Origin of the sequence: Thiohalocapsa sp. ML1 (assembly GCF_001469165.1) — a bacterium.
In the GTDB taxonomy this organism is placed as follows: Bacteria; Pseudomonadota; Gammaproteobacteria; order Chromatiales; family Chromatiaceae; genus Thiohalocapsa.
Map to the genome: position 1 here is coordinate 1 of NZ_JABX01000026.1, position 16,335 is coordinate 16,335.

General features: G+C 67.4%; 11 protein-coding genes. 3 read left to right on the top strand and 8 right to left on the bottom strand.

All coding sequences use genetic code 11. From position 1 onward, the window contains the following. Positions 1–587 precede the first annotated feature (587 nt). Positions 588–2,513, bottom strand: coding sequence for a tRNA uridine-5-carboxymethylaminomethyl(34) synthesis enzyme MnmG (gene mnmG, locus ML01_RS16345; RefSeq protein ID WP_058556475.1), 1,926 nt, complete (start codon positions 2,511–2,513; stop codon positions 588–590). Between the two features lie 134 nt (positions 2,514–2,647). Between mnmG and ML01_RS16350 the strand changes: the two genes are divergently transcribed. From ML01_RS16350 to ML01_RS16360, 3 genes are all read left to right on the top strand, one after another. Beyond that, positions 2,648–3,592: a MoxR family ATPase gene (locus tag ML01_RS16350; protein WP_058556476.1), complete on the top strand. Its 945-nt coding sequence runs from the start codon at positions 2,648–2,650 to the stop codon at positions 3,590–3,592. 72 nt (positions 3,593–3,664) lie between these two features. Next, positions 3,665–4,690, top strand: coding sequence for a DUF58 domain-containing protein (locus ML01_RS16355; RefSeq protein WP_058556477.1), 1,026 nt, complete (start codon positions 3,665–3,667; stop codon positions 4,688–4,690). A 5-nt stretch (positions 4,691–4,695) separates the two neighbouring features. Then, positions 4,696–6,747, top strand: a complete 2,052-nt coding sequence (locus ML01_RS16360; RefSeq protein ID WP_058556478.1) for a DUF3488 and transglutaminase-like domain-containing protein — start codon at positions 4,696–4,698, stop codon at positions 6,745–6,747. Positions 6,748–6,878: 131 nt separating this feature from the next. Here the strand turns inward: ML01_RS16360 and ML01_RS16365 are convergent, their stop codons facing one another. From ML01_RS16365 to ML01_RS16385, 7 genes are all read right to left on the bottom strand, one after another. Next, on the bottom strand, positions 6,879–10,280 hold the full coding sequence (locus ML01_RS16365) for a DEAD/DEAH box helicase family protein (RefSeq protein WP_058556529.1): 3,402 nt from the start codon (positions 10,278–10,280) through the stop codon (positions 6,879–6,881). A gap of 16 nt (positions 10,281–10,296) precedes the next feature. Continuing rightward, entirely contained in the window at positions 10,297–10,494 is a 198-nt protein-coding gene (locus ML01_RS16370) for a DUF2283 domain-containing protein (RefSeq protein ID WP_058556479.1), read from the bottom strand. A gap of 171 nt (positions 10,495–10,665) precedes the next feature. Continuing rightward, entirely contained in the window at positions 10,666–11,049 is a 384-nt protein-coding gene (locus ML01_RS28895; RefSeq protein ID WP_156427778.1) for a hypothetical protein, read from the bottom strand. Between the two features lie 3 nt (positions 11,050–11,052). Further along, positions 11,053–12,222 carry a restriction endonuclease subunit S gene (locus ML01_RS27480; protein ID WP_082674350.1) on the bottom strand — a complete coding sequence of 390 codons (1,170 nt, stop codon included), beginning with the start codon at positions 12,220–12,222 and terminating at the stop codon, positions 11,053–11,055. 85 nt (positions 12,223–12,307) lie between these two features. Further along, complete coding sequence (locus ML01_RS16375) at positions 12,308–12,631, bottom strand: HigA family addiction module antitoxin (protein ID WP_058556480.1); 324 nt, start codon at positions 12,629–12,631, stop codon at positions 12,308–12,310. Between the two features lie 530 nt (positions 12,632–13,161). Further along, the gene (locus tag ML01_RS16380) at positions 13,162–14,703 is read right to left on the bottom strand and encodes a class I SAM-dependent DNA methyltransferase (RefSeq protein ID WP_058556481.1); all 1,542 of its coding nucleotides are present in this window, start codon (positions 14,701–14,703) and stop codon (positions 13,162–13,164) included. 1,018 nt (positions 14,704–15,721) lie between these two features. Next, positions 15,722–16,321 carry a hypothetical protein gene (locus ML01_RS16385; RefSeq protein WP_058556482.1) on the bottom strand — a complete coding sequence of 200 codons (600 nt, stop codon included), beginning with the start codon at positions 16,319–16,321 and terminating at the stop codon, positions 15,722–15,724. Positions 16,322–16,335 lie beyond the last annotated feature (14 nt).

Genomic DNA, 16,335 nt, shown 5'->3' on the forward strand with positions numbered 1-16,335 from the left:
GGGGCATCGACGCCCCCGGCACGCGAAGCCGGCTGAAAGCCGGCGCTCCCAGTCGGCGCCGGACTGGGATCGCCGGCTTTCCAGCCGGCTCGCCGCCAGCGCGGCTCGATGCCGCGTCGGCGGTGTCTGAGCTGATCAGAGGGCACATGCGCAGTCGTCCGCCCAACGGCGCGGCATCGGCAATCGCCCCGGCTCCCGCGCCGCAGATCGCGCGCCGGGGGCATCGAGCCCCCGGCACGCGAAGCCGGCTGAAAGCCGGCGCTCCCAGTCGGCGCCGGCGCGGTCTCGAGCCCGCTTGTCGGGCATACCTCAGTTTGAGAGTTTGCAGATGAATCAAGTGTACGACCACACCTGGGGGAAGGGCCGAGGGCCGCGGGCCGAGGGAGCCATCCTCGGCCCTCGGCCCTACAGCCGCCGCGCTCCGTAGCAGCCCCCGCGCGCTGGTCGGAGTGATGATCAAGGCCCACGCTGCTGGGACAGGTTCATTGATCGCACACCGAGAACGGCGTGAAGGAGCCTGCGGTTCGCTGGCACGTGCGGCACGCAGCAGCGGTTCGGTCGTCATCGGGGCGGCGCGGCTGCGTGGCTCAGCCCGTCTCGCGCAGCCCCGGCTCTGCGCCGAGCCGCTTCAAATGAATCAGCAGCAGCGACACCGCCGCCGGCGTCACACCGGGGATGCGCCCGGCCTGGCCGATGGTGGCGGGGCGCACCCGCAGGAGCTTCTCGCGCACCTCGGTGGAGAGCCCGCGCACGTTGGCGTAGTCGAGGTCCGTGGGCAGGGCGCGGGCGTCTTCGGCGCGGCTGCGCTCCACCTCGTGCTGCTGGCGCGCCAGGTAGCCGGCGTACTTGGCCTGGATCTCGATCTGTTCGGCGACCTGTGCGTCGGCGGTGCCGGGGCCGATGCCGTCCGCGTGCATCAGGTCGGCGTAGTCCACGTGCGGGCGGGCGAGCAGCTCCAGCGCGCGGGCCTCGCGGCCGATGGCCTCGCCGGTGTGCAGGGCGACGGCATCGGCGGCGGCGGTGCCGGGGCGCACCCAGCAGTCGCGCAGCCGGGCCTGCTCGCGCTCGATGGCCTCGCGCTTGGCCTCGAAGCGTGCCCAGCGCGCGTCGCCGACCAGCCCGAGCCGGCGGCCGGTCTCGGTGAGGCGCAGATCCGCGTTGTCCTCGCGCAGCATGAGCCGGTACTCGGCGCGGCTCGTGAACATGCGGTACGGCTCGTTGGTGCCGCGGGTGATGAGATCGTCCACGAGCACGCCGAGATAGGCCTCGTCGCGGCGCGGCGACCAGGGCTCGCGCCCCTGCACCGCGAGCGCCGCGTTGGCGCCGGCCAGCAGGCCTTGCGCCGCGGCCTCCTCGTAGCCGGTGGTGCCGTTGATCTGGCCCGCAAAGTACAGCCCCGGCAGGCAGCGCGTCTCCAGCGTCGGCGCGAGGTCGCGCGGATCGAAGAAGTCGTACTCGATGGCATAGCCCGGGCGCGTGATGTGCGCGCGCTCAAAGCCCGGGATGGAGCGCACCAGATCGAGCTGCACGTCGTAGGGCAGGCTGGTGGAGATGCCGTTCGGGTAGATCTCGCCACCGTCGAGCCCCTCCGGCTCCACAAAGATCTGGTGCGAGGCCTTGTCCGCGAAGCGCACGATCTTGTCCTCGATGGACGGACAGTAGCGCGGCCCGATGCCTTCGATGACGCCGGTGTACATCGGCGAGCGCGACAGCCCGGCGCGGATGATGTCGTGCGTGCGCTCCGTGGTGCGGGCGATGTGACAGCTCACCTGGCGCGGGTGCTCGGCGGCGTCGCCGAGGTACGAGAACACCGGCACCGGCGTGTCGCCCGGCTGCTCCTCGAGCCGGCTGTAGTCGATGCTGCGGGCGTCGATGCGCGGCGGCGTGCCGGTCTTGAGCCGGTCCACCGCGAAGGGCAGCTCGCGTAGCCGCTCGGCCAGCGCAATGGACGGCGGGTCGCCGGCGCGCCCGCCGCGGTAGTTGGACAAGCCCACGTGGATGCGCCCGCCGAGGAAGGTGCCGACGGTCAGCACGACGGCGCGTGCGCGGAATTCGAGCCCCATCTGCGTGCGCACGCCGGCGACGCGCTCGCCCTGTCCGGTGGGCTCCAGCACCAGATCGTCCACCGCCTGCTGGAACAGCGACAGGTTCGGCGCCATCTCCACCGCGCGGCGCACCGCGGCCTTGTACAGCACGCGGTCGGCTTGGGCGCGGGTGGCGCGCACGGCCGGCCCCTTGCGCTGGTTCAGGATGCGGAACTGGATGCCGGCGCGGTCCGCGGCGCGGGCCATGAGCCCGTCCAGCGCATCGATCTCCTTCACCAGGTGCCCCTTGCCGATGCCGCCGATGGCCGGGTTGCAGCTCATCTGGCCGATGGTCTCGATGTTGTGGGTGAGGAGCAGCGTGCGCGCGCCGATGCGCGCCGCGGCCAGCGCCGCCTCGGTGCCGGCGTGGCCGCCGCCGACGACGATGACGTCGTAATTGTGGACGCCGTGACTGTAATAGTCGGACATGGTTCGCAATCCGGTTCGGGCAACGCCCTATACTAGCGAATCGCGGCGGGGTTCAAGTCCCTGCCGCTAGGGAAGTTTCAAATAACCGGACCCCGCCGCGGGCGGCGGCGCCGAACGCACAGCCGGCCAAGGTCATGCTTCAAAGCCTGCGACGAGAACAAGCCGAGCTGCCGCTCGCGGCGGTGCTCGATGCCGCCGACGCGGTGATCCTCGGCAAGCGCGATGAGCTCAAGCTCGCGCTCGCGTGCCTGTTGGCCCGCGGCCACCTGCTCATCGAGGACGTGCCCGGCGTCGGCAAGACGACGCTCGCGCACCTGCTGGCGCGGCTGCTCGGGCTCCAGCACTCGCGCATCCAGTTCACCAGCGACATGCTGCCCTCCGACGTCATCGGCGTCTCGGTGTACGACCGCGTGAACGAGCAGTTCCGCTTCCACCGCGGGCCGATCTTCGCGCAGGTGGTGCTCGCCGACGAGATCAACCGCGCGACGCCGAAGGCCCAGAGCGCGCTACTGGAGGCCATGGAGGAACGCCAGGTCACGGCGGAGGGCGAGACCCGGCCGCTGCCGGAGCCCTTCTTCGTCATCGCGACGCAGAACCCGTTCTACCAGATCGGCACCTTCCCGCTGCCGGAGTCGCAGCTCGACCGGTTTCTGATGCGCCTCACGCTCGGCTATCCGGCGGCGGATCAGGAAAAGGCGCTGCTGGCGGGCCGCGACCGGCGCGAATGGGTCGCGGAGCTGGGGCCAGTGACCAACCCGGAGGGGCTGGTGATTGCGCAGCGCGCGGCGGCGGCGGTGCATGCGTCCGCCGCCGTCATCGACTATTGCCACGCGATCCTGCACTTCACGCGCGCGAGCGAGCGTTTCGTGCACGGCCTCTCGCCGCGGGCGGGGCTCGGGCTGCTGCGCGCGGCGCGGGCCTGGGCGCTGCTCGACGGGCGCGACTTCGTGCTGCCCGAGGATATCCAGCGCGTGCTGCCCGCGGTGGTGCCGCACCGGCTCGTGTCCGGCGAGGATGACTCGGCGGGCGGCCACGCGGCCATCGCCGAGCTGATTCTCGACGCCGTGCCGGTCACCTGAGCCGCGCCGCAGCGGCCTGGCGACGACACCGAAGCCCCCGCCGTGCCTGCTCGCGACACCGCCGTTACTCACATGCCTCGGGGCTCGCAGCTCGCGCAGGGGCTACGCCTGCGCCTGCGCCGGCTCCGCCAACGGCTCACCGGCTGGCGCCCGCATGCCGTGCCGCGCAGCGCCGAGGCGGCCACCCACCACCGGCGCATCTACATCCTGCCCACCAAGGCCGGGCTCGGTTATGGGCTGGTGCTGCTCGCGACGCTGCTCGGCGCGCTCAACTATCAGAACAACCTGGGCCTGCTCCTGACCTTTCTGATGATCTCCACCGCGCTGGTCAGCATGCATCACTGCTGGTTCCAGCTCCTTGGGCTCAGCGTGCGGGCGCGCGAGGGCCTGCCGGTGTTCGCCGGCGAGCGCGCGCGCTTTCCGCTCAGCGTGCGCGACAGCGCCGGCAAGGCGCGCCCGCAGCTCGCCGTGGTCGGCGCCGCGCCCTTTGCGCTCGCTGCCGACGGCGAGGTGCACCTGGAGCTGACCCGCCCGACGCGCCGCCGCGGCCCGCTCGCGCTGGACCGCGTGATCCTGGAGACGCGCTACCCCTTCGGCCTGTTCCGCGCCTGGACCGAGCTCCGCCCCTTTGCCGAGGTGCTGGTGTACCCCAAACCCGCCGCCCGCGCACCGCAGCCGCCGATGCTCGCGCGCTTCGACCAGCAGGGCCGCGGGGATCTCGGCGTCGGCGCCGAGGACTACGTCGGACCCCGCGCCTATCGGCCGGGCGACTCGCCGAAGCAGCTCGACTGGAAGGCCTACGCCCGCGAGCGGGGCCTGGTGGTGAAGCAGTTCGGCGGCGATCAGTCCGCGCGGGTCTGGGTCGACTGGGAGGCCGTGCCGAGCCCCGACGTAGAGCATCGGCTGTCGCTGCTGGCACGCCAAGTGCTCGATGCCGACGCGCTGAACTACAGCTATGGGCTGCGGCTGCCTGGCGTCAGCATCGAGCATGAGCGCGGCGGGCGGCACAAGCACCGCTGTCTCGCCGCACTGGCGCGCTTCGACGCCGGCGCGCCCGGCGCCGAGCCCGGCGCCGAGCCCGGTTCGGCGCAGGCCTGACGCCCATGGCCCGCGCCAAGCCCCTCCTGCCCGCCGACCCGCCGGACCAGCGCCAGCTCATTGCCGCGACGGCCCTGTTCGGGCTCAGCGCGCTGCCGCTGTTGTTCGATCTGGATGCCCGCGTCAGCGCCTTCATCGTCGGCATGCTGGCGCTGCAGGGGCTCGGCATCCGCTTTCCGCGGCTGCGCCCGGGCATGCTGGTGCTCGGGCTGCTGACCCTCGTCGGCGGGCTCAACGTCATCGACGCCTACCGCGGCATCGCCGGGCAGGGGCCGGGCACCGCGCTGCTGCTGTCGATGGTGGCGCTCAAGCTCTTGGAGGTGAGAAACAAGCGCGACCTGCGCGTGCTGCTGCTGGTGCTCGGGTTCGTACTCGTCCTGCAGTTCCTGTTTGACGATTCGCCCTGGCGGCTCGCGGCCATGGTCGCGCTGCTGGTGGGTGCCTTCGCGCTGCTGCGGGACCTGACGCTGCCCGCGCACCCGCCGGCGCGCGCCGCACGCGCCCGCATCAGCCTGCGCAGCGCCGCGGTGATGAGCGCGCAGGCGCTGCCGCTCGCGCTGGTGCTGTTCGTGTTCTTCCCGCGGCTCGACGCGCCGCTGTGGGACCTCGGCATCGAGAACCCGCACGCCGTCACCGGCCTCAAGGACTGGCTGGAGCCCGGCTCCATCAAGGATCTCGTCGTCTCCGGCGAGGACGTGATGCGGGTGCGCTTCGACCGCGCGCCGGGCATGCCCGTGGAGCGCATGTACTGGCGCGGCCCCGTGCTCTGGCACGCCGAGGGCAACCGCTTCTCGCCGGCGCGGCCGGGGGACTTCCCGGAGGCGGTCGTGGACGTCGAGCCCCTAGCGGACCCGCTCGACTACACGGCGCTCTTGGAGGCCACCGACCAGCACTGGATCACGGCCCTGGACTGGCCGCTCGCGGCCCCGCCCGGCGCCGAGCTGACCGCCGACGGGCAGGTGCTTGCGGACCAGCCCATCGACGAGCGGCGCATGTTCCGACTGCGCTCGGCGACGGCCTACCGCGTCGGCGCCCTCAGCCTGGAGGAGGAGGCCGCGGCGCTGGCCCTGCCCGACACCGTCACGGCGCGCATGCGCGCGCTCGCGGCGAGCTGGACCGCCGATGATCCGCCGCCCGAGACGGTCGTCGAGCGGGCGCTCGCGCACTTCAACGAGCAGCCCTTTCGGTATTCGCTGCTCGCGCCGGACATGGGCCCGCGGGCCATGGACGATTTTTTGTTCGACTCCCAAGTCGGCTTCTGCGAGCACTATGCCGCCGCCTTCACGCTGCTGATGCGCAGCGCCGGCATCCCGACCCGCATCGCGCTCGGCTACCTGGGCGGCGAGCTCAATCCCTACAGCGGCGACTACATCGTGCGCCAGTCGGAGGCCCACGCCTGGACCGAGGTCTGGCTCGGCGACAAGGGCTGGACGCGCGTGGACCCCACCGCGGCCGTCGCCGCCGAGCGCGTGGACCCCGACGGCGCCCTGGCCCGCCTCGGTGCCGGTGCACCGGCGCGCTTCCGGCTCGACGACCGCTCCGTGCTCGGCCGCGCCGTCTACGACCTGCACCTGATGCTGGACGCGGCCAACGTCGCCTGGCGCCAATGGGTCATCGGCTTCTCGCACTTCAAGCAGCAGCAGATACTGCGCAACCTCGGCCTCGGCGCGCTGCGCGATCTGGGCCTGGTCGCGCTGATGGCGCTCGCCGGCGCTGGCATCATGCTCGCCTGGGGGCTCTGGCTCGGGCACCCGGCGGCGCCGGCGGACCCGGTGCGCGCCGCCTACGCGCACTTCCAGCGCAAGCTCCGCCGCAGCGACGCCCGGCTGGCCCGGCACCCGGAAGAAGGGCCGCTCGACCACCTCGCGCGCATCGAGCACCTGCGCCCGGACCTCGCTGCCACCGCCGCCCCCGTCGTGCAGGCCTACGTGCGCCTGCGCTACGCGCCCGCGAGCCCAACGGCGAGCGGCCTCGCCCTGCTGCGGGAGCGGGTGCGGGGGTTTCGGCCGGGGCGCAAGGGGGCGTGGCGCGGCGGGTCCACGCCGGAGCGCGGCTGAGCCGAAGGGCGCGGTTCGGGCAACGCTCGACCCGGAGCCGGCAACCCCGACCCGGCCATGGCGTGCTCCGCCTCTGCATACGCAGACAATGATTCGTTGAACCGATGCGCGCAGGAGGCGCGTGTATACCTTCACGCGGCCGCACGCTCCCGCACGACCGTCAAGATCTGCACGAGCTCCTTGGCGTCATCGAGTGAAAACATCCCGGTCACGCCTTGATCGCTGAAATCGGTGAATGGGCTCTCATAGAGCCGGGCCGGGTCCATCCGTCCCTTCTCGGTCAGGTAGTCGATCACCAGGTTCACGAATTCGATCTGGTTGGCGGTGAGCGTGCGCCCGTCCAGGAAGCCGCCGAGCGCTGCCTTGGCGGCTTCGCGGTCGAGTCCGACCAGGGAGCGGATAAAGAGCCCGAGCCCGCCCTCCTGCCGGATCTGCTCCCAGTCCTCGGCGCCGGCGATGCCTTCGGTCTGGAACATGCGCTCCAGCTCGGCGAGATCCTGCGCGGTCAGTTGCTCATTGCGCCGCAGCTTGCGGATGCTGATGTGGTCCTCGTGCTGCTTGAGAAACTGGCGCACCTTCATCAGAAAGCGTCCCTTGTCGGTACCGTACAGCGGCCTATCCAAGGCGACACCCATGGGCTCGCCGATCTCGTCTTCGAAGTCGCTGTAGACGATCTTGCGCTCCTCCGGCTGAATCAGCTTGACCAGATTGCGCAGGCGGCGGCGCAGGTGCTCCAGCATCGGCAGCGTGATGTCCTGCCAGTATTCCTCTGTCTGCACCTCGGCAATGAATTGCAGCTCCTTGGCCACCATCGGGATGTTGCCAAGCTCTTCGAGCTGGGCCGCGATGCCGATGATCCGCGCTTGCAGGTTGGTGAAGGACGGCTCGGCCCGCAGCACGGCAAGCTGGGTCAGCAGCACCAGATAGTCGAACTGCTTTGCCGCGAGGTCGTCGTCCCGGAGTGCGCTCGGCAGCCCGGCGATGTGGTGGACCAGCTCGTCGCGGTCCTCGGCGCACAGACGCTCCCAGGCGCTCTTATCCTGGAACTTCTCGACATAGCGCCGCTTGGGGCGCACGACGAAGTTGTCCATGCTCATGCCGGCGACTTCCTCATGCAGCCGACCGGCCACCGCGCCGCGTAGCGCCAGCAGCGCTTCGGTCGCTTCGCCGAAGTCCCCGTGCTCGGCTCGGTCCTCGATCTCGCCGATCAGCTCGACGCGGGTAATGAACAGCCTCTCGGTCAACGACGGCCCGAGCGCGCCGTCGGTGAGCTTCGGGTTCTGGTTGAAGAACTCGAAGTTCTGGCAGAAATCAAACACGAGAAAGTGGTCCTTATGCTTTCCCGGCCCGAACAGGTCGGGCTTGAGGCGGGTGCCGCGGCCGAGCATCTGCCAGAACTTGGTTTTCGAGCGGACGATCTTGAAGAAGACCAGATTCACCACCTCGGGCACGTCGATGCCGGTGTCCAGCATATCCACGGAGATCGCGATGTGTGGGGGCTTGGCCTGGTCCGAGAAGTCGTCGATCAAAGACTGCGCATACTCCGTCTTGAAGTCGATCACCCGCGCGAACTGCCCCTTGAGATGCTTGTAGTTGACATCGAAGCGCTCGGCAATGAACACCGCGTGCGCATGGTTCTTCGCAAAGACGATGGTCTTGCCGAGCCGGTCGCCGTCCTGCACCGTCAAGCCGTGGGTCATCACGTGCTCCAGCACCTTGTCCACGGTGTCGGCGTTGAACAGCCACTTGTTCAGCGCGGACGCGTCGACCCGGTCCGGGATGTCGCCGTCCTCGGTCCACTCCAGCGCGTCCCACTGCTCTTTCTCCTCGTCCGACAACTCGTCGTAGCGGATGCCCTCGCGCTGGAACTTGAGCGGCACCGCGACGGCCAGCGGCGGCACCAGCCAGCCGTCGGCGACGGCCTCGTCCAGGTCATACACGTCGGTCGGCACGCCGCGCTCCAGCTCGAACAGCCGGTAGGTGTCGCGGTCGATCTCGTCGCGGGGCGTGGCGGTGAGCCCGAGCAGATAGCTGTCGAAGTAGTCGAAGATCGCCCGGTACTTGCGATACACCGAGCGGTGCGCCTCGTCGATGACGATCAGATCGAAATGCCCGGTGCCGAAACGCCGCACGCCGTTCTTCATCTCGTCGATCAGGCCCATCATGGTCGGATAGGTGCTGACATAGACCCGCCCTTCCGTGTCCTTGTCGGTGACCAGGTTCACCGGTGCGACGCTCGGCAGGTGGGTCTTGAAGGCACCGATGGCCTGGTTCACGAGGGCGATGCGATCGGCCAGGAACAGCGCGCGCTTCACCCAACCGGCGCGCATGAGCTGGTCGATGGCCGCAATGGTGGTGCGGGTCTTGCCGGAGCCGGTCGCCATGACCAGCAACGCCTTGCGCAGGTGGTCGGCCTCGAAGGCCTCGCCGATGCGCCGGATCGCGCGGACCTGGTAGGGCCGCCCGGCGATGGCGCTGTCGATGGCGACCGCAGCGAGCGCCTTCTGCGAACCGCGGCGCTGGTGCAGCAGCTCCAGCTCGTCCTGCTTGAGAAAGCCCTGCACGGCCCGCGGCGGATGCGCGGTATCGTCCCACAGCCAGTGCTCATAGCCGTTGGTGAAGAAGATCACCGGGCGGCGGCCGAACATCGCCTCCAGGCAATCGGCATAGAGCTTGGCCTGCTGCTGACCGACGCGCGCATCGCGCCGGGTGCGCTTGGCCTCGATCAGCGCGAGCGGCCTGCCGTCATCGCCCCAGAGCACGTAATCGACAAAGCCCTCGCCGCTGTCGCTGGGCATACCGGTGACCGGAAACTCCCGATCGCGGGCCTGATCCAGCGGCCAGCCCGCCTCGTGCAGCAGCAGATCAATGAAGGCGTCGCGGGTCTCGGCCTCGTTGTAGTCGTGGTCGTCCGGGACGCTCTGATTCGCCTGCTTGGTGGCGGCGATCTCGGCCTGGAGCTGTTTGATCTTGGCTTCGAGCGCGTCGCGCTGCGCCTGCGTCTGAATACGCGCGGCCTCGGCCTGCTCCAGCGCTTTGGCCTGCTGCGCGTGCGCGGCGGCGAGTGCCTGGGCGCGCTCCAGCGTCTTCGCCTCCACCACCTGCGTCTTCGGCAGGGCGTCGGCGGCGAACTGCAAACCGGCCCCGGGCTTGACGCCCTTGGCGTAGGTCCGCACCAACCAATAGGTGAAGTGAAACAGCTCGCGCAGCGCGACGGTCGCGGTGTTCTCCGAGACCTTGCGGTTGTCGTGCACGGCACGGTTGCCGAAATCCTTGATCAGCCGCGCCTTGGCGATGAGCGCACCGCCGACCAGCGTGCGGAAGGTCGGCTCGTGGATCAGCGCCGAGAGCGCCTTGTCGTAGGGGCTCCGCAGCGAGCCGTCCGCCTGATACATCCAGGTGACGCCGGTCTCCAGCGCGAGCCGCGCATAAAAGCAGGCACCGCGCGGGTCCGACAGGGCCATGACCTCGGCCTTGCGGGCGTGCTCGTAGACGGGCCGAAACTCCGGCTTCAGAAAGGCGAATTGGCTCACCGCCGAGACCATCCCGTCAGGCCGCCATCCCTTCCACGACGACGCGACTTACATCGGTGCGCTCGCTCGCGTGCTCGAAGGCGATGGCGCAGATGTTGCCGTTCGCATCGACGTCGATCACCGTATTCGCGTCCAGGTCCCGAGATTCGACGATGGCACCCTCGCAGAACGCGACATACAGGGTGTCGGTGTCTTCAAAGTAGCTGACCTTCATGCTTTGTAACCCCGATCGAAGAAGGCACTGTGAACCGTCTCGCCATCCCAAGCGTCTGTCTGTGAAGCGGTTCTGGTCCACGATTGTGCCGGACTTTAACGCAAGCGGATGAGATTAAAATTATGCGGCAAATATTTTAACCAAGCAGCCGGGGTTAAAGCCGCCCGTTCCTCACCATGCCGCCGGGTCGGTCAAGCCCTTGCGATTGGGCGCGGGCCACAGGTCAGGGTCAACATGTTGCGTCTGACCCAGACAGGCGGCGTTAAAGCGCGCCGGCCTCCACAACTGCGCGCCTCCGGCGAAAGGTGGCGCGGCTCCCGGTCTGTCGCCCCGGCTCGGCACGTCACCGCGCATGGCCGTCCGGGTCTTCGAGCCCGCCGGATGTGCGCCCATGCGGGCGTAGCGCGTGGTCGCGTGCGGGCTGGCGTTGTCGGCGGTGCGTTCGAGATCGAGCATTTCTCCTTTGGGAATCTCCACCTGCCAGACATGGAGCCGGAAGCCGCGCTGGAGGATCGGTCCTCGCAATGTCGTCGTGCATGTGGAGCCCACGAGCATCTTCTATAGGTCTCCGCGAAAGGCTCGGTGTTGGAGGGAAGAGAACATCTCGGCGCTCAAGTGTTGGGCACGTTGCATGCTGCTTAAGTCCTTTTCCCGCTCTGCAAGCGTTCTGGAAAAAGAAATTTGCTCAGATATTGGCGGTAACATCAATTGGAGCTGCTTGATCTTCTCACCGGTGAGGTGAGCGATGGTAGCGGAAGAAACAGAATCCACGAGCATTCCCAAATCGACCGCGCAACGAAGCCAATAAGCCACGTACTCTGGCCGCGCTACCTTTTCGTTGAATCTGGCTCTATGAAGGGCCTTCTGGTAGTAGATTTCCCGCGCACCATCTTTCCAAATGGAACAACGACCAGGCTGACCACCTTCACAAATCAATAGATCGCCAGGCAAAACTCTGTACCTCTCAAGTTCCCGCTCCCAAAAATCCATTTCTAGAACATCGCTCATATCAAACGAAAACCACTGAACATTGGCGTTCCGAAGATACGGTAGAGATTTGTCGCCTCGATGCTTCTTTTTATCTAACATCTTACCCAGGAGAATTTCGCCTAGTTCCCCGAAGCGACGCCGGGGATACCCTTTTGGGTTGGCTCTTGGATCACCAAACATCTCATAGAAAATCGACTGCCCGAGGGTGTTCAGGCGGTCGATGGCGCGCTGGCGCAGGCGGCGCAGGCTGTCCGCCTGGTCGAGGATCGCCGCAATGCGCTTTTGCTCTTCGAGGGGCAGGAGGGGGACGGGAACCTCTTTGAGCTTATTGAGATAGATACCTGCTTGAGAAGATTGGTTCGTGCGTCTGCCCAGTTGATATTGAAACTCCTCCGTCTGTGTTGCATAGTAGAGAAATCTAGAATCTATGACGGAACGCCTAGGGCGAAGCATAGCCACGCTCCTTTGGAATATTGCTGGACGTGTTTCAGCAACCATAGCAGCGCGACCGATGGTACCAACAATTGTCAGAAGAACGTCGCCAGTGGTCAAAACATAACGCTTCTTGAACTGCTCATGCTCACGATCTGGCGCGAATCGTTCCGTACTAAAGTCCAAACGCCCATTCTTGACATTCGTAGCACTCAGGACTGGAACGCCGATTTGTGCTCGTTCAGGCGAACCATGCGTACCATCAATGATGAACTCTGTCACTTCTGCCAACGTGGCCGTCTTCATCCCAAGATCTCCTCCAACCGCATCAGCCCCGCAGAAATCTCCCCCTCGATCTCGCGAATGCCGTAAGCGCACATTTCATCAGCCATCATGTCGGCTCTTGGTCCGCTGGACGCCGGGCCGGCTGCACGGCGGGCGGCGGCGTGGACTGCTCGAGCTGCCATAGATCGTAGGCGAGCTGCTCGCGCAGAAAGCTCTCCGCGGAGGGGCCTTCGCGATCCGTTGCGAGCCACAGCGCCAGACGGCGCGCGAGATCCGGGGTGATCGCCGCTTGTCCATCCAGTACCCGTGCCAAGGCCGAGCGCGAGACGCCAAGTTGCCGTGCCGCATCGGCGACCGTCAGGCCGAGCGCGGGCAGCACATCCTCACGCAACGCCTCGCCCGGATGTGGGGGGTTGAACATTCTCGACATGGGCAGGACTCTCTAATGGTGATCAAGATAATCGACGCGGACGGCATCTTCGTTCTCTCTGGTGACACCGCTCCCGCGGTGTCACCGCCTCCCGGCGCTCCGCGCCCACCCGCCGCGCTCGGTGTCCCAAGGCCGCTGCCGACCTCGTCGCCCCGTCACACCCCGCGGGGCGCAGAGCGCCGAAGAGCGCGTGACACCGCAGGAGCGGTGTCACGAGCAGGACCTCGGGTCATCGCGGCCGGTACGATGATCAAGGCCGTTCAGCCTGAAGTTCTGGACAGCGACAAACGTTTCCAGATGACTTCGATTTTCTGTGCAGCGCAGCGAAATCATGGCCCGTCGGATCAAGGCGCAGCCCCGCTGGAGAGATTCAGCTTTTTGGAACTACGGAATACGCGAAACACGCGAAAGGTGGCGGGTTCATCACGGGCCTCGACCCTTTCGCGCTTTTCGCGTGTTTCGTAGTTGCTCCTCGCAGGCTGCTCCGTGGCTGCACGCCTTGAATCTATGATGTCTAGGCAGCGACCTTGTCATCCCAACATCTCCTCCAACCGCGCCAGCCCCGCAGAAATCTCCCCCTCGATCTCCCGCAGCTCGGCAATGATGGCCTTCGGGTCTTCGTGCTCGACCTCCTCGTGCTCGATCTCCTTGTAGCGATTGAGCGAGAGGTCATAGCTGCCGGTGGCGGCGATGTCCGCCTTCGGCACGCAGAAGCTCTGCGCGGTGCGCGGGCGCTCGCGTTCGGCCGCATCGCGCTGCTGCCAGCGCGCGAGCACGTCCGGCAGGTTGTTCTTCGCGTGCTCCGCGTCGCTCAAGGGCGCCTGGGGCACCGGCCCGAGCTGCTCGGGCGGCAGCAGCGGCGTGCGCTTGTCGTCGAGGGAGAGCCCGTCTGCCTGCACGTCGTAGAACCAGACGTGCTCCGTGCCGCCGACGCCGGTCTTGGTGAAGAACAGGATCGCGGTGGAGACCCCGGCGTAGGGTCGGAACACGCCCGAGGGCAGCTTCACGACGGCGTCGAGCTTGTGCTCCTCCACCAGCATCCGGCGCAGGTCCTGGTGCGCCTTGGAGGAGCCGAACAGCACGCCGTCCGGCACGATGACGGCCGCCCTGCCGCCGGTTTTCAGCAGGCGCAGAAAGAGTGCTAGGAACAGCAGCTCGGTCTTCTTGGTCTTGATGATGCGTTGCAGGTCCTTGGCCGTGCTCTCGTAGTCGAGCGAGCCGGCGAAGGGCGGATTGGCCAGCACCAGCGAGTAGGTGCCGGCATCCGCGGTGTGGTCCTGCGCGAGGCTGTCGCGGTAGCTGACATCGGCGTTCTCGACGCCGTGCAGCGTCATGTTCATCGCGCCGATGCGCAGCATGGTGGCGTCGAAGTCGAAGCCGTGGAAGAGCCCGTCGTGGAAGTGGCGGCGCTGCGCCTCGTTGCGGAACAGCGCCGCGTGGTGCGTGCGCAGGTATTCCCCGGCGGCGACCAGAAAGCCGCAGGTGCCGGCGGCGGGGTCGCAGATCACATCATCCGGCTTCGGCTGCACCATCGCGACCATGAGCCGGATGATGTGCCGGGGCGTGCGGAACTGGCCGTTCTGCCCGGCGGAGGCGATCTTGCCGAGCATGTACTCGTAGAGGTCGCCCTTGGTGTCGCGGTCGTCCATCGGCACCTTGTCCAGCATCTCGACGACCTTGGCCAGCAGCCCGGCGTTGCTAAAGCCCAGGCGCGCGCCCTCCATGTGCCGGCCGTAGCTGGAGCCCTCCTCGCCGAGGCCGCGCAGGAACGGAAAGACGTGGTCGGCGAGCACGTCCATCATCTCGCGCGCCTCGAAGTGCTTGAAGCGCGACCAGCGCATGTCCGCGTAGGCGCAGCCCTTGTCGTCGGCGCCGTCGGGGAAGATGCGCCGCTGCAGCGGGATGCCGAGCGCCTGGGACTTGCTCTCCTCCAGGGTCTGGAGGTCGTCCAGGCGCTTGATGAAGAGCAGGTAGGTGATCTGCTCGATGACGGAGAGCGGGTTCGAGACCCCGCCGGACCAGAAGGCGTCCCAGATGCGGTCAACCTGGTTGCGGATGTCGCCTGTCAGCATGTTCTTGGTCTTTCCTTCGGGCCTGCCACGGGCGCGACGTGTCTGTGCAGCGCACGCACGCCGGAGATGATTCCAGCAAAAATTATGGAGCTGCCGCTTACTTTACACGGCACTTTCGCGGAAAACCCGCTCAAGCGACGTCGGCGAGTGAGACAGTCGTCTAGGGCAGCGGCGCGGAAGTCTTGAGACCGTCTTGGGTCATCGCGGGCGGGGCCGGGCCGAGAGCCGACCTCCCGGTTGGCTCGGCAGTCGCGACAACGTGCATCCCGCTTTGTCGCCGTGTTGACCTGGAGGTCAACACTCCAGTCAACGCCCGTCAACACTGCGCACGTTCGATTACGACCAAGACAAAGACAAAGACAAAGACAGCGACGAAACCACGGTCTTGGGATTCTGGCAGCGAAGCACTAGCGAGGCAGAGCCTCAGACCGACCAGGGCACGGCGCCTCGTCTTGCGCAGCCCGCTCGTCGGCGCATTGAACCCAGGGCCAAGGGCCAAGGGCCGAGGCGGGCTCCCTCGGCCCTCGGCCCTCGGCCCTTTTGCCTGCAAGCGCCTTGTCGTCGTGAAACTTGACTCATCTGCCAACGTTCGGCGCCGTCAAGCAATCTAGCGAGGCAGAGCCTCAGACCGACCAGGGCACGGCGCCGCGTCTTGCGCAGCCCGCTCGTCGGCGCATTGAACCAAGGGCCAAGGGCCGAGGCGGGCTCCCTTGGCCCTTGGCCCTCGGCCCTTTTGCCTGCAAGCGCCTTGTCGTCGTGAAACTTGACTCATCTGCCAACGTTCGGCGCCGCCAAGCAATCTAGCGAGGCAGAGCCTCAGACCGACTAGGGCACGGCGCCTCGTCTTGCGCAGCCCGCTCGTCGGCGCATTGAACCCAGGGCCAAGGGCCAAGGGCCAAGGGCCGAGGCGGGCTCCCTTGGCCCTTGGCCCTCGGCCCTTTTGCCTGCAAGCGCCGTGTCGTCGTGAAACTTGACTCATCTGCAAGCATTCTGCGCCGCCAAGCAATCTAGTGCGATGTCACTCGCCGTCGAAGTGGATGTGCCGCAGCACGTCCGGATCGGCCCGGCGGTAGCGGGGGGTGGTGATGGACGCCCGCAAGTGCTCGATCATCGCCTCGTGCTGCGCGATGTCGGCGAGCAGCGCGTCGCGCCGACGCCCAGTATCGGCGATGTCCGCAAGCAAGGCCTCCGCCGCGGCCGGTGGCGCGCGGCCGGTCTCCACCAGCGCACGCAGCGCGCCGAGGCGGATGTCTGCCTTATCCAGCGACAACTGTGCCACGCTCAGCTCGCCATCGAGGTCGGCAGTCTCGTACTCCAGGTCTTCGATCACCTTGAGGGTGAGAAACTCCCGCTCCTCCAGTTCGTTGGTCGGCTCCAACAGCAAGCAAGCGCCCTCGTCGATGGCGCATTCCAGCCAAGAGACCTCCGCTGCCCGCGGCGACGCCTTGAAGCGGGCGAGCAGCCGTTGCGCGTCTTCGGTGGGCAGATGCGCCAGGGTCATGCAGATGCGCTCAAGCTCCGACACCGGCGTCAGCGGCGCGAACAGGGCCTCGGCCATGTCCATCAACAGCTCGGGCGGCCAATCATCGGGGTCCTGAATGGGCAAGTGCTCGGTCATCGGTCGGTTCTCCG

Bases quoted from the DNA above. Each gene is read 5' to 3' on its own strand.
- mnmG (WP_058556475.1), bottom strand. From the start codon at position 2,513: ATGTCCGACTATTACAGTCACGGCGTCCACAATTACGACGTCATCGTC.
- ML01_RS16350 (WP_058556476.1), top strand. From the start codon at position 2,648: ATGCTTCAAAGCCTGCGACGAGAACAAGCCGAGCTGCCGCTCGCGGCG.
- ML01_RS16355 (WP_058556477.1), top strand. From the start codon at position 3,665: ATGCCTCGGGGCTCGCAGCTCGCGCAGGGGCTACGCCTGCGCCTGCGC.
- ML01_RS16360 (WP_058556478.1), top strand. From the start codon at position 4,696: ATGGCCCGCGCCAAGCCCCTCCTGCCCGCCGACCCGCCGGACCAGCGC.
- ML01_RS16370 (WP_058556479.1), bottom strand. From the start codon at position 10,494: ATGAAGGTCAGCTACTTTGAAGACACCGACACCCTGTATGTCGCGTTC.
- ML01_RS28895 (WP_156427778.1), bottom strand. From the start codon at position 11,049: ATGCTCGTGGGCTCCACATGCACGACGACATTGCGAGGACCGATCCTC.
- ML01_RS27480 (WP_082674350.1), bottom strand. From the start codon at position 12,222: ATGAAGACGGCCACGTTGGCAGAAGTGACAGAGTTCATCATTGATGGT.
- ML01_RS16375 (WP_058556480.1), bottom strand. From the start codon at position 12,631: ATGTCGAGAATGTTCAACCCCCCACATCCGGGCGAGGCGTTGCGTGAG.
- ML01_RS16380 (WP_058556481.1), bottom strand. From the start codon at position 14,703: ATGCTGACAGGCGACATCCGCAACCAGGTTGACCGCATCTGGGACGCC.
- ML01_RS16385 (WP_058556482.1), bottom strand. From the start codon at position 16,321: ATGACCGAGCACTTGCCCATTCAGGACCCCGATGATTGGCCGCCCGAG.